Source organism: Micromonospora sp. WMMD735 (genome assembly GCF_049178995.1).
Lineage (GTDB): Bacteria > Actinomycetota > Actinomycetes > Mycobacteriales > Micromonosporaceae > Micromonospora > Micromonospora wenchangensis.
The window spans coordinates 7023057-7038049 of record NZ_JBMHMJ010000002.1 but is presented as its reverse complement, the minus strand read 5'-3'; the positions used below and the strand labels follow the sequence as shown (position 1 = coordinate 7038049).

1 protein-coding gene and 1 pseudogene are annotated in these 14993 nt (G+C 72.6%); both read right to left on the bottom strand.

The window, feature by feature from the left end; genetic code table 11:
* Positions 1–68: 68 nt before the first annotated feature.
* Positions 69–3158 (bottom strand): annotated as a pseudogene (locus ACN268_RS30835) (type I polyketide synthase); the annotation flags it as partial.
* A gap of 44 nt (positions 3159–3202) precedes the next feature.
* A complete protein-coding gene (locus ACN268_RS30830) occupies positions 3203–14965 on the bottom strand; it encodes an SDR family NAD(P)-dependent oxidoreductase (RefSeq protein WP_421486539.1) in 11763 nt (3920 codons plus the stop codon).
* Positions 14966–14993 lie beyond the last annotated feature (28 nt).

Genomic DNA, 14993 nt, shown 5'->3' with positions numbered 1-14993 from the left:
GATCGCGGGCCATCGGAGGGGGCGGGGCGGAGGGGCTAGACGGCGATCAGGGTGTCGACGTAGTCGACGATCGCCTCGAACGTCGGGTGCTCGTAGACCAGCGCGGCGGGCAGGTCCACGCCGGTGGCGGCGGCGGCCCGGTTGCGCAGGTCGACCGCCATCAGCGAGGTGAACCCGAGTTCGAGCAGCGGGACGTCGGCGGCGACGTCGTCGGCCCGGTCGAGCCGCATCACCTCGGCGGCCAGCCCGCGCAACGCCATCAGCAGCGTCGCCCGGCGTTCGGCGGGCGGGAGCCGCAGCAGCGTGACGGCCAGCGGCGGCTCCGTCTCGTCGCTGCCGTCGCCGAGCGAGTCCGGCGGCGTCGGCGCCCGGCGGGTGGCCACCATCGGCGCGACCGCGTCCAACCAGTAGTGCTTGCGCTGGAACGCGTAGGTGGGCAGGTCGACGGTGGTCGGGGCGAGCCCCTCGGTGAGGACGTCCCAGTCGACGCCGCCGCCCCGGGAGTACCAGGTCGCGACCCCGGTCAGGAACGCCGTCGGCTCGTCCACGTCCCGACGCAGCAGCGGCAGCACGGCCGCACCGGTCGTGCCGGCGACGCCGAGGTTCTCGGTGACCACCGCGCTCAGCACGCTGTCCGGGCCGACTTCGAGGTACTCGGTGACCTCGGCGGCGGCCAGCGACCGGACGGCGTCGGCGAAGCGGACCGGCCGGCGGGCGTGCGCCACCCAGTACTCCGGGTCCCCCAGTTCGCCGGGGCCGACCGGTCGGCCGGTGACGGTGGACACCAGGTCGACGGTCGGCGACTGGTAGGTCAGGCCCGCCGCCACCCGCCGGAACTCGTCGAGCATCGGCTCCATCCGGGGGGAGTGGAAGGCGTGGCTGACCCGCAGTCGGCTGGTCCGCCGGCCCCGGGCCGACCAGGCCGCCTCGATCTCGGCGACCGCCGGCTCGTCACCGGCGACCACGACGGAGGACGGCCCGTTCACGGCGGCGACGGCGACCTCACCCGCCCGGTCCGCCAGCATCGGTGTCACCTCGGCCTCGGTGGCCTGCACCGCCACCATCGCGCCGCCGGCCGGCAGTTCCTGCATGAGCCGCCCGCGCGCGGTGACCAGGGTCGCCGCGTCGGCCAGGGTGAGCACCCCGGCGACGTGGACGGCGGCGAACTCGCCGACCGAGTGCCCGACGAGCCGGTGCGGCCGGATGCCGAACCGTTCGAGCAACCGGTACAGCGCCACCTCCACGGCGAAGATGGCGGGCTGCGCGAACCGGGTCTGGTCGAGCAGCGCGGCGGCCTCGGTGCCGGCCGGGGCGAAGAGCACGTCGCGCAGCGCCACCGGCAGGTGCGCGTCGAGGGCCGCGCACGCCGCGTCGAGCGCCTCGGCGAAGGCCGGGAAGGCCTGGTACAGGTCGCGGCCCATGCCCGCGTGCTGCGACCCCTGACCCGAGAAGATCATGGCGAGGGTACGGGCTCCGGCCGGGGCGGGCCGGCCCCGGACCACCTGCGCCGAGCCGGAGCCACCGGCCAGCCGTTCCAGGCCGGTGAGCAGCTCGGTCGGGTCGGTCCCGAGCACCACCGCGCGGTGGGCGAAGCGTGGGCGGCGGCTCAGCGTGTACGCCACGTCGGCCGGTCGCAGCGACCGCTGACGCAGGTGACCGGCCAACCGTCGTGCCTGGTCCCGCAGCGCCTTCGGCGAGTTCCCCGACAGCGGCCAGGCGACCGGTCGCGCGGAGGTCGGCACGGGTGTGTCCTGCGCCCCGGCGGGTGGCGCTGGCGGTTCCTCCAGGATCAGGTGGGCGTTCGTGCCGCTGATCCCGAAGGAGGAGATGCCGACGCGGCGCACCCGCTCGGTGACCGGCCAGGGTACGGCGGCACGCAACAGGCGTACCGCGCCCGACGACCAGTCCACGTGGGGGGTCGGCGGGTCGGCGTGCAGGGACCGTGGCAGCACCCCGTTGCGCATCGCCTGCACCATCTTGATCAGACCGCCGACCCCGGCCGCGGCCTGGCTGTGCCCGATGTTGGACTTGAGCGAGCCCAGCCAGAGGGGGTGTTGCGCGTCCCGCCCGGTGCCGTACACGGCCTGCAGGGCGCGTACCTCGATCGGGTCGCCGAGGGTGGTGCCGGTGCCGTGCCCCTCCACCGCGTCGAGGTCGCCCGGGGTGAGCCGGGCGTCGGCGAGGGCGTTGAAGATCACCCGTTCCTGGGCGGGGCCGCTCGGGGCGGTGAGGCCGTTGCTGGCGCCGTCCTGGTTGACCGCGCTGCCCCGGATCAGGCCGAGCACCGGATGTCCGTTGCGCAGCGCGTCGGAGTACCGCTCCAGCATGACCACCCCGACGCCCTCGGCCCAGCCGGCGCCGTCGGCCCCGGCGGAGAAGGACCGGCACCGGCCGCCGGGTGACAGGCCACGCTGCCGGGAGAACTCGATGAACACCCCCGGTGTCGCCATCACCGTGACGCCACCGGCCAGGGCCACCGAGCACTCGCCCCAGCGCAGCGACTGGCAGGCCAGGTGGATCGCCACCAGCGACGACGAGCAGGCGGTGTCGACGGTGATCGCCGGGCCCTCGAAGCCCAGCGAGTAGGCGATCCGACCGGAGGCGATGCTCGCCGCGCTGCCGTTGCCGACGTACCCCTCGAAGCCCTCCGGTGCCGGCATCAGCCGCGACCCGTAGTCGTTGTACATCACCCCGACGAACACGCCGGTGTCGCTGCCGCGCAGCGACCGGGGGTCGACGCCGGCCCGCTCGATCGACTGCCAGGCGTGTTCGAGCAGCAGGCGCTGCTGGGGGTCGATGGACAGCGCCTCGCGGGGGGTGATGGCGAACAGTCCGGCGTCGAACTCGGCCGCGTCGTAGAGGAAACCACCCTCGCGGGCGTAGCTGGTGCCGACGGTGTCCGGGTCCGGGTCGTAGAGCCCGTCGAGGTCCCACCCCCGGTCGGTGGGGAACCCGGACACCGCGTCGACCTCACCGGCGACCAGTTCCCACAACTCGTCCGGGCTCTGCACCCCACCGGGGTACTGGCAGCTCATCCCGACGAGCGCGATCGGCTCGTGGCGGCTCTCCTCGAGGTCCCGGATGCGTTCCTGGGCGTCGCGCAGCTCGATGGTCATCCGCTTGAGGTAGTTGAGGAGCTTCGCCTCGTCACCTGACATGCGCTGGACACCCGCTCTCGTTGGCTCCTGCGGCCGGTGGCCGCTCACTGCGGCACCGTGCCGAACTCCTGGTCGATCAGGTCGAAGATCTCGGCCACCGACGCGGACTCGATGAGCGCGTTGGCGTCGGTGCCGGTCTGCCGGTCCGTCGGGGCGGCCTTCCAGTCGGCGAGCATGCTCTCCAGCCGCGAGGCGACCAGCCGGCGCAGGCCACGGTCGGAGGAGGCCGCCGCCATGGCGGCGGACAGCCGGTCGAGTTCGGCGAGGACCGGCCCCTCGGCGTCGGCCGGCGCGGCGGTCTCCCGGATGAAGTCGGCGAGTGAGGTGGGCCGGGGGTGGTCGAAGACCATTGTGGCCGGCAGTTGCAGACCGGTCGCTGCGCTGAGCCGGTTGCGCAGCTCCACCGCGGACAGGGACTCGAAGCCGAGTTCCTTGAACGACAGGTCGTCGTCCACGCGCGCCACCCGGTCACCACCGAGGACGGCGACGACGTTCCTGCGCACCAGATCCAGCACGATCTTCTGCTGCTCACCGACCGGCAGCCCGGCGAGCCGGGTGACCAGCGGCTGCGACGGCTGCTGGCCACCGCCGGGACGGCGGGCCGTGCGGGCCAGCCCGTACAGCCGGGGCGGCACGTTGTCGGTCTCGGTGCGGGCGCTCAGGCCGGCGATGTCGAAGCGGGCGGTGACCAGCACCGCCGGTCCGGCCGCCAGCGCGTCGTCGAAGAGGGCGAGCCCCTCGTCGAGTGACAGCGGCAGCAGGCCGCCCCGGCTCACCCGGTCCAGCGCCGCCCGGTCGAGTTTCGCCGCCGCGCCGGCCCCGGTGCCGTCGGTGTCTCCCCACAGGCCCCAGACCAGGGAGGTGCCGACCAGGCCGGCGGCGCGGCGGTGTTCGGCGAGCGCGTCGAGGGCGACGTTCGCCGCCGCGTAGTTGCCCTGGCCGAGGTTGCCGAGTTGACCCGCCACCGAGGAGAACAGCACGAACGCGGCCAGGTCGGCGTCCGCGGTCAGCTCGTGCAGGTGCAGGGCGGCCTGCGCCTTCGGCTGCCAGACGGCGTCGAGGCGTTGCGGGGTGAGGCCGGGCAGCACCCCGTCGTCGATGACGCCGGCGGCGTGCACGACCGCGGTGAGCGGGTGGGCGGCCGGCACGGTGGCGAGCGCCGCGGCAACGGATTCCCGTTCCCCGACGTCACAGGCGACCAGCCGGGCCGCCGCCCCCCGCGCGGTGAGGTCGGCGAGCAGCTCCTCGGCACCCGGCGCGTCCGCGCCGCGCCGGCTCAGCAACAGCAGGTGCCGCACGCCGTACGTCGTGACCAGGTGCCGGGCGACGAGAGCGCCGAGCGCCCCGGTGGCTCCCGTGATCAGGACGGTGCCGTCCGGGTCGAGCCTCGGCGGCGTGGCGGGTTCCTCCGACCGGCGTACCACCATCCGGGGCACCATGCCGACGCCGTGCCGCAGCGCGATCTCCGGCTCGCCGGTGGCCAGCGCGCCGGGCAGGGCGGGGCCCGAGTCGGCGTCGACGTCGATGTGCACCACCGCGCCGGGGTTCTCCGCCCGCGCGGTGCGCAGCAGGCCGGCGACCGGTGCCACGGCCAGGTCGACGTCGACGTCGCCGGGCAGCGGCAACGCGCCGCTGGTGACCACGACGAGTTTCGACTGCGCCAGCTCACCGCAGGCGAGCCAGCCCCGCACCAGGTCGAGCACCCGTCGGGTGGGCAGCCCGGTGGCGGCCGGGTCGGGCCCGGCACCTGGTGCCGGCCCGGTGCAGGAGACCAGCACGGTGGACGGGGCCGGCCGGCCGTCGGCGACCGCCGCCCGCAGCGACTCGACGTCCGGATAGTCCACCGGGTCGACGCCCGGCAGCTCGCGTAGGTGGTGCCCGTCCGTGCCGACGAGGACCCGGTCCTGCGTGGGGTCCGCCACGGCGGGGATCTCGACCGGACTCCAGCGGATCTCGTAGAGCGGCAGCCGGTCGGTGCGCAGCGCGGCGAGCCGGGCCGGGTCGATCTCGCGGAGGGTCAGCGCGCGCACCGACCCGATCGGGACGCCGGTGTCGTCGGCCATGTCCATCCGGACGGTCTCGCCGCCGGAGGCGTCCCACCGCACCCGCAGCCGGGTGGGCGTCACGTCGGTGGCCGTCACCCCCTGCCAGGAGAACGGTATCCGCAGCGGCAGCGGGCCGTCGGTGTCGGCGAGGGCGAGCGCCAGCAGGGGGTGCAGGGCCGCGTCGAGCAGCGCGGGATGCAGCCGGTGGCCGGCCGGGTCGGTGCCCTCCGGCAGGGTGATCTCGGCATAGCAGTGCTCCGGGTCCCGCCACAGCCCGGTCAGGCCCCGGAAGGCGGTGCCGTAGCCGTAGCCGTGCTCGGCGAGCCGGTCGTACAGGCCGGTGAGGTCGACGGGTACGGCGTCGACCGGCGGCCAGTTGGCCGGTGTGGTGCCGGCGGGGTCGGCGACCGGGGTGAGCACGCCGCTGGCGTGCAGGACCCAGTCCTGACCGGAGTCGGTGTCGGCCGACCGGCCGTGGATCGTCACCCGGCGTCGGCCGGTGTCGTCCGGGCCGGACGCGACGACCTGGAGGTCCACGACGCCCTGCGCGGGCAGTGCGAGCGGCGCGTGCAGGGTCAGGTCGTCGACCATGGCGAGTCCGGCGTGCGCGGCGCAGTGCAGGGCCAGGTCGACGAAGGCCGCGCCGGGCAGCAGGACGGTGCCGCCGACCAGGTGGTCGGCGAGCCACGGGTGGGTGGCGAGGGAGAAGCGGCCGGTGTAGAGGGTCCCGGCGTCGCCGGCCAGCTCGACCGCGGCGCCGAGCATCGGGTGGCCGGCCTGGTCCAGACCGGCGGCACTCAGGTCGCCGGTGTTGCGGGGTGCCTCCAACCAGTACCGCTCCCCCTGGAACGCATACGTCGGCACCTCCACCAACCGACCCGCACCCACCACCCGCTCCCAATCAACCCCCACCCCCGACACAAACGCCTCACCCAACGACAACAACACCCGACCCACACCACCCTCACCCCGACGCAACGTCGGCACCACCACACCACCCGAACCCAACACCTCCAACGACTCCCGCAAACCCACCGACAACACCGGATGCGGAGAACACTCCACAAACCGCGAAAACCCATCACCCACCAACACCCCCACCACCTCCTCAAACCGCACCGCCGACCGCAAATTCTCAAACCAATAACCACCCCCCAACTCCACACCCGACACCACACCACCCCGCACCGACGAATACACCACCACCTCCCCCGACGAACCCACCACATCCCCCACCAAACCCAACAACTCCTCCCGCACCACATCCACCACCGGATGATGCGACGCATAATCCACCGGCACCCACCGACACCACACCCCCACCCCCTCCAACAACCCCACCAGATCACCCAACAAACCCACCGGACCCGCCACCACACACGACCCCGGCCCATTCACCACACCCACCACCAACTCACCACCAAAACCCACCAACCACGACTCCACCTCACCCACCGACAACCCCACCGACACCATCCCCCCCAACCCCGCCAACCGCTCCCCCACCAACCGCGACCGACCCACCACCACCCGCAACGCATCCTCCAACGACAACACCCCCGCCACACACGCCGCCGCCACCTCACCCTGCGAATGACCCACCACCGCATCCGGCACCACACCCGCAGCCCGCCACACCTCCGCCAAACACACCATCAACACAAACAACGCCGGCTGCACCACATCAACCCGCCCCAACCACTCCTCCCCACCCTCCAACAACACCCCACGAACATCCCAATCCACCAACCCACCCAACACCCCAACACACTCCTCAAACCGCCCCCGAAAAACAGCATCACACCCCCACAACTCCCGACCCATACCCCACCACTGCGACCCCTGACCCGGAAACACAAACACCGTCCCACCCGACACCACCCCACCCGACACCACACCCGACGAAACCGACGGCGAAACAACCGACGGCGAAACAACCGAAGAAACCGACGGCGGAACATAATCCGAACCCGAACCCAACGCCGTCAAACCCGCCACCAACTCCGCCCGAGAACCACCCACCACCACCGCACGATGACCAAAAACAGCACGACCCGCCAACGTCCACGCCACATCCGACAACGACACCCCACCACCACCCACAAACCCCGCCAACCGCAACGCCTGCGCCCGCAACGACCCCACCGACCGCGCCGACAACACCAACGACACCGGACCGTCCGGCTCACCACCATCGGGAGCCGTCGCCGGCGCCGGCTCCGGCACCCCCTCCAGGACCACGTGCGCGTTCGTCCCGCTCATGCCGAACGAGGAGACCGCCGACCGGCGGGGACGCTCCCCGTCCCACGGCCGTGCCTCGGTGAGCAGCTCCACCGTGCCGGACGACCAGTCCACGTGCGTGGTCGGCTCGTCCACGTGCAACGTCTTCGGCATCACCCCGGCGCGCATCGCCAGCACCATCTTGATCACGCCGGCCACTCCGGCGGCGGCGAGGGTGTGGCCGACGTTCGACTTCAGTGAGCCGAGGTACAGCGGACGCTCCGCCGAATGCTCCCGACCGTACGTCGCCAACAACGCCTGCGCCTCGATCGGATCACCCAGCTTCGTCCCCGTACCATGCGCCTCCACCACATCCACATCACCCGCCGACAAACCCCCACTCGCCAACGCCTGACGAATCACCCGCTCCTGCGACGGACCATGCGGCGCCGTCAACCCATTCGACGCACCATCCTGATTAACCGCCGAACCCCGCACCACCGCCAACACGGGGTGCCCGTTACGCCGCGCATCCGACAACCGCTCCAACATGATCACGCCGACGCCCTCGCCCCAGCCCGTACCGTCGGCGGAGGAGGAGAACGCCTTGCAGCGGCCGTCGGGGGACAGCGCCCGCTGCCGGCTGAACTCGACGAAGTTGACCGGCCCGGCCATCACGGTGGCGCCGCCGACCAGGGCGAGCGAGCACTCGCCCGAGCGCAGCGAGCCGGCGGCGAGGTGCAGCGCGACCAGCGACGACGAGCAGGCGGTGTCCACCGTGATCGCCGGCCCCTCCAGGCCGAGCGTGTACGCGATGCGGCCGGACGCGACGCTCGTGGTGGTACCGGTGGAGACGTGTCCCTCGACGCCGGCCGGGATGTGGCCCAGCCGGGTGACGTAGTCGCTGGTGATGACGCCGACGAAGACGCCGGTGTCGCTGCCGCGCAGGTCCGCCGGGTCTATGCCGGCCGCCTCGATGGCCTCCCACGAGGTCTCCAGCAGCAGCCGCTGCTGCGGGTCCATGGCCGCCGCCTCGCGGGGGCTGATCTCGAAGAAGTCCGCATCGAACGTGTCGGCGTCGAGGAGGAACCCGCCTTGGCGGGTGTAGGTCCGGCCGACGGCGGCCGGGTCGGGGTCGTAGAGGTCGTCCACGTTCCAGCCCCGGTCGGTGGGGAAGTCGCCGACGGTGTCGACGCCGTCGGCGACCACCCGCCACAGGTGTTCCGGGCTGGTGACGCCGCCGGGGAACCGGCAGGACATGGCGACGATGGCGACCGGGTCGTCGGCGACCGCGACGGCGGTACGGATCGTCGGGGTCGCCGGTGCCACGCCGTCCGGCCCGGCGACGACGGTGCGCAGGTGCTCCACCAGCGCGGCCGGGGTGGGGTGGTCGAAGACCGCGGTCGCGGCGAGCGGGACGCCGGTCGCGGCGACCAGCCGGTTGCGCAGCTCGACGGCCGTCAGCGAGTCCACACCCAACTCCCGGAAGGGCCGCTGGGGGTCGACCGGTTCGCCGTCGGTGCGACCGAGGACCACGTCCACCTCGGCGCGTACCAGGTCGGTGAGGAAGACGGTCTGCTCCTGGGCGCTCTGCCCGGCGAGCCGTCGGGCGAGTTCACCGGTGCCGCCGGCACCCGGGGAGGCCCGCCGCCGCGCCGGCCGGACCAGCCGGCTGAGCATCGGCGGTACGGCGTCCCGGGCGGCGAACGCGTTCAGGTTCAGCCGTACCGGCAGGACCGTGGGGCGCTCCGCGTCGAGCGCGGCGTCGAGGGCGGCGAGCCCCTGGTGCACGTCGATCGGCAGCACACCGGCCGCCGCGATCCGGTCGAGTTCGGCCCGCCCGAGACCGCCGGCCATCCCGTCGGCGGTGTCCCAGAGTCCCCATCCGATGGCGGTGGCGCGCAGGCCGCTGCGGTGGCGCTGGTGGGCGAGGGCGTCCTGGAAGGCGTTGGCCGCGCCGTAGTTGGCCTGGCCCGGGTTCCCGAAGGTCGCCGCGGCGCTGCTGTAGGTGACGAGGGTGACGTCGGGGTGGTGTTGGAGTGCGGTGTGGAGGGCGTGGGTGGTGTCGATTTTGGCGGTGAGGGTGGTGTGGAGGGTGTGGGGGGTTTGGGTGGTGAGGGGGGTGTCGTGGAGGGTGCCGGCGGTGTGGATGACGGTGGTGAGGGGGTGGGTGGTGGGGAGGGTGGTGAGGAGTTGGTGGAGTTGGTGGGGTTGGGTGGGGTCGTATTGGGCGGTGGTGGTGGTTGTTCCGTGGGTGTGGAGTTCGGTGGTGAGGGGGGTGAGGGTGTCGGGGTTTCCTCGGGTGGTGAGCAGGAGGTGGTGGTGGGGGTGGGTGGTGGCGAGGTGTCGTGCGGTGTGGGTGGCGAGGGCGCCGGTGGCGCCGGTGATGAGGATGGTGCCCCGGGTGGGCTTCGGCACGGGCACCGTGACGGCCAGCTTGCCGGTGTGCCGACCCAGGCTGAGGTGACGCAGCACGTCGGGAAGGTCACTGGCGGGCCAGACGGCCACCGGGAGGGCGGGGAGGGCGTTGGTGGTGATGAGGTGGGTGAGGGTGGTGAGGAGTTGGTTGATGCGGGTGGGTCCGGCGTCGAGGAGGTCGTAGGGCTGGTAGGTGAGGTGGGGGTGGGTGGTGGTGATGGTGTGGGGGTCGCGGATGTCGGTCTTGCCGATCTCCAGGAAGGTGCCCCCCTCGGCCAGCAGCGCCAGACCCGCGTCGACGTGCGCCTGGGTGAGGCTGTTGAGGACGACGTCGACCCCCTGGGGGGCGACCGCCGCGATCCCCTCCCGGTACGCGGTGGTGCGGGAGTCGTGGATGTGGGAGTCAGGCACGCCGAGTGCGCTGAGGGTGGGCTGCTTGCCGGTGCTGGCCGTGGTGTGCACGGTGGCCCCGAGGTGCCGGGCGTAGTGCAGGGCGGCCATCCCGACCCCGCCGGTCGCGGTGTGGATCAGGACGGACTGCCCGGCCCGCAGGCCGGCGAGGTCGCCGAGGCCGTACATGGCGGTCAGGTAGGCGATCGGCAGCACGGCGGCCTGGCTGTCGGTGAGCTGCTCCGGGGTCCGGGTGAGCAGGAGGTGGTCGCAGACCGCGATCGGGCCGGTGCCCTCGGAGAAGAGGCCCATCACCCGGTCGCCCGGGTCGAGCCCGGTCACGCCGGGACCGGTCTCCACGACCACGCCCGCGCCCTCGCTACCCAGCGGCGCCTCACCGGGGTAGCTGCCCAGCGCGATGAGCACGTCGCGGAAGTTCAGGCCGGTGGCGTGGGTGCGAACCCGCACCTCGCCGTCGCGTAGCGGGCGCAGCGCCTCGGGTGCCGGGACCATGCCGACGTTGGCCAGGGTGCCGGCGGAGGTGGTGCCGAACCGCCAGTTCTCGTCCGGCGGCAGCAGCGGCGCCGGGTCGTCGGCGCAGCGGACCAGCCGGTCGACGTACGCCACGCCGAAGCGCACCGCGAGGTGCGGCTCGGCCGTGGCCAGCGCGGCGGGCAGCACCGACGGGTCGACGGGGCGGTCGTCCAGGTCGAGCAGCACGAACCGGTCGGGATGCTCGGCCTGCGCGGAGCGGGTGAGGCCCCAGCAGGCGGCGGCGGCCAGATCGGCGATCTGGTCGGCGAGGTGCGCGGCGACCCCACCCTCGGTGGTGATCACCAGCCGGGTGCCGGTCAGCCGCTCCTCGGCGAGCCACTGCTGAAGGCGGTGCAGCAGCGTCTCGGTCAGCTCGTGTGCGGCGGCGACCGGGTCGTCGGTGGTGGCGGCCGTGGTGTCGGCGGGCGTCTCGTCCGGGCGGGGGGTCCGGCAGGGCAGGAAGACCACCTCGGGCAGCTCACCGGCGAGCAGGGCGTCGAGGTCCGGCACCTGGGGCAGACCGGGCAGCGCGCCGCGCAGCGCCGGGCCGGGCGTGCCGAGGACGACCCAGTCCACCGGTTCCGCCGGCGGTGTGGCGTCCACGCGCAGTTCCTGCCAGTCGAGGCGGTGCAGCAGCTCGGTGCCGGGCGCGGCGACGACGGGCAGCGTGGCGGGGTCCAGCGCGCGCAGGTCGAGGCGGTCGACGGAGAGCACGGGGTGCCCGTCGGGGTCCTCCAGCAGCACCTGGTAGGCGTCCTCGCCGACCGCGGTGAGCCGGGCCCGGACCGACGTGGCCAGGGTGGCGTGCACGGCGACGCCGGAGAAGCTGTACGGCACGCGCGGCGCGGCGTCGGGGTGCTCGGCGGCGACGGCGATCAGCGCGTGCAGGGCCGCGTCGGCGAGCGCCGGGTGCACCGCGTACCCCTCGGGGCGCAGGTCCTCGGGCAGCTCGACCTCGGCGTAGACGTCGGGGCCGGCACGCCAGGCACGGCGCAGGTTCTGGAAGGCGGGCCCGTACTGGTAGCCCTTCGCGGCGAGCAGCGGGTAGAGCGCGTCGACGTCGACCGGTTCGCCGGCCGGGGGCCAGGCGCCGATCTCCGCCGGGAGGGTGGGGTCCCCGGGGTTGATGGTGGCGGTGGCGTGGGTGGTCCAGGTGGTGGTGGTGCGGGTGTGGATGGTGAGGGTTTGGTGGCCGGTGGGGGTGGGGGTGGTGAGGTGGAGGTGGAGGTGGGTGGGGGTGTGGGGGTGGAGGGTGATGGGGGTGTGGAGGGTGAGGTCGGTGGTGGTGGGGGTGTGGGGGTTGGTGGTGTGGAGGGTGAGGTCGAGTAGGGCGGTGGCGGGGAGGATGGTGGTGTTGTTGATGGTGTGGTGGTGGAGCCAGGGGTGGGTGGTGGTGGTGAGGGTGCCGGTGTGGTGGGTGGTGTGGTCGGGGGTGGTGATGGTGGTGGTGAGGAGGGGGTGGGGGTGGGTGGTGTGGGTGTGGGGTTGGGGGTGGAGCCAGTAGTGGTGGTGTTGGAAGGCGTGGGTGGGGAGGGTGGTGTGGGTGGGGGTGTGGTCGGTGGTGGGGGTGGGTGGGGTGGTGTGGGTGGTGTGGTGGGTGGCGATGGCGGTGGTGAGGGTGTGGTTTTCGGGGTGTTTGGGGTGGAGGGTGGGGGTGAAGGTGTGGCCGGTGGTGTGGGTGTGGGGGGCGGTGGTGGTGAGGGTGGTGTCGGGGCCGAGTTCGATGTGGTGGGTGGGGGTGTTGGTGAGGTGGGTGAGGGCGTGGTGGTAGCGGACGGGTTGGCGGATGTGTTGGGTCCAGTATTCGGGGGTGGTGATGTGGTGGGGGTCGGCGGGTTGGCCGGTGAGGGTGGAGAGGAGGGGGGTGTGGGGTTGGTGGTAGGTGAGGGTGGTGGCGGTGGTGTGGAAGGCGTCGAGGATGGGGTCCATGTGGTGGGAGTGGAAGGCGTGGCTGACGTTGAGGCGGGTGGTTTTGTGGTGGTGGGTGTGGAGTTGGTGGGTGAGGTGTTCGATGGCGTCGTGGTCGCCGGAGATGACGAGGTGGTGGGGGCTGTTGATGGCGGCGATGGTGAGTTGGTGGGGGTATTGGGTGAGCCATTGGGTGGCTTGGGTTTCGGTGAGGTTGGTGGCGAGCATGGCGCCGCCGGGGGTGGCGTTTTGCATGTGGTGGCCGCGGGCGGCGACGAGGGTGCAGGCGTCGGGGAGGGTGAGGATGCCGGCGGCGTGGGCGGCGGCGATTTCGCCGACGGAGTGGCCGATGAGGTAGTCGGGGTGGATGTTGTGGTGGGTGAGGAGGGCGTGGAGGGCGGTTTGGAGGGCGAAGAGGGCGGGTTGGGCGTAGCGGGTTTGGTGGAGTGCGGGGTGGTTGGTGAAGACGAGGTCGTGCAGGGGGATGTCGAGGTGGGGGTTGAGGTGGGTGGCGCAGGTGTCGAAGGTTTCGGCGAAGGCGGGGTGTCGGGTGTGGAGTTCGGCGCCCATGTGGGGGCGTTGGGAGCCTTGGCCGGTGAATTGGAAGAGGGTTTTGGTGGTGGTGGCGTGGCCGGTGGCGGTGCCGGGGTGGGGGGTGTTGGTGGTGATGGCGTTGAGGCCGGTGAGGAGGTCGTGGAGGGTGTGGCCGGTGATGGTGGCGCGGTGGGGGTGGCGGGTGCGGGTGGTGGCGAGGGCGTGGCTGATGTGGTGGGGGGGTTGGGGGTGGTGGGTGAGGTGGTCGTGGAGGCGTTGGGCCTGGTCGTGGAGGGCGTCGGGGGTGTGGGCGGTGACGGTCCAGGTCAGGAGGGTGTCGGTGGGGGTGGGTTCGTCGGGGGTGGTGGGTTGGGGTTCGGGTTGTTCGAGGATGAGGTGGGCGTTGGTGCCGCTGATGCCGAAGGAGGAGATGGCGGCGCGGCGGGGGCGGTCGTGGTGGGGCCAGGGTCGGGTGGTGGTGAGGAGGGCGACGTTGCCGGTGGTCCAGTCGACGTGGGGGGTGGGTTCGTCGATGTGGAGGGTGGCGGGCAGGAGGCCGTGGTGCATGGCGTGGGTCATTTTGATGACGCTGGCGATGCCGGCGGCGGCTTGGGTGTGGCCGATGTTGGATTTGATGGAGCCGAGCCAGAGTGGGGTGTCGGGGTGGTGTTCCTGGCCGTAGGTGGCCAGGAGGGCGTGGGCTTCGATGGGGTCGCCGAGGGTGGTGCCGGTGCCGTGGGCGTCGACGGCGTCGATGTCGGCGGCGGTGAGGCGGGCGTTGGTCAGGGCGGCGCGGATGACGCGTTCCTGGGCGGGTCCGTTGGGTGCGGTCAGGCCGTTGGACGCGCCGTCCTGGTTGACCGCGCTGCCCCGGATGACCGCGAGGACGCGCCGGCCGGCCCGACGGGCGTCGGACAACCGCTGCACCACCACCACACCCACACCCTCGGCGAAGCCGGTCCCGTCGGCTCCGGCGGCGAAGGCACGGCAGCGGCCGTCGCGGGACAGTCCGCGTTGCCGGCTGAACTCGATGAACAACCGCGGCGCGGACATCACCGTCACGCCACCGGCCAGCGCCATCGAGCACTCCCCCCGGCGCAGGGACTGGACCGCCAGGTGCAACGCCACCAGCGACGACGAGCAGGCCGTGTCCACCGACAGGGCGGGCCCCTCCAGGCCGAGCGTGTAGGAGATCCGGCCGGAGGCCACGCTGGTCAGCACGCCGGAGCCGACGTACCCCTCGGCCTCGGCCGGCACGGCACGGACGTCCGGCGCGTAGTCCTGCGGAATCGCACCGACGAAGACGCCGGTGTCGGTGCCCCGCAACGCGTCCGGCGCGATACCCGCCCGCTCCACCGCCTCCCACGACGTCTCCAGCAACAACCGCTGCTGCGGATCCATCGCCAACGCCTCACGCGGCGAGATCCCGAAGAACTCCGCGTCGAACCCACCCGCCTCGTGCAGGAAACCACCCTGCCGCGTGTACGACCGACCCACCGCGTCCGGATCCGGATCGTAGAGACCCTCCAGATCCCAACCCCGACCCTCCGGGAACCCACCCACCGCGTCGCGACCCTCGACCACCAGGTCCCACAACTGCTCCGGCGAGACCACCCCACCCGGAAAACGACACGCCATACCCACGATCGCGATCGGCTCCCGATCGGCGCCCTCCACCTCAGCCAGCCGGCGTCGGGTCTGCTGCAGGTCGGTGGTGACCCGCTTGAGGTACTCACGGAGCTTGTCTTCGTTCGCCATCGCGGGCCATCCCCCTGGGGGTAGCGGG

Excerpts from the sequence above, each read along its gene's own strand:
- ACN268_RS30830 (WP_421486539.1), bottom strand. The coding sequence starts at position 14,965 with ATGGCGAACGAAGACAAGCTCCGTGAGTACCTCAAGCGGGTCACCACC.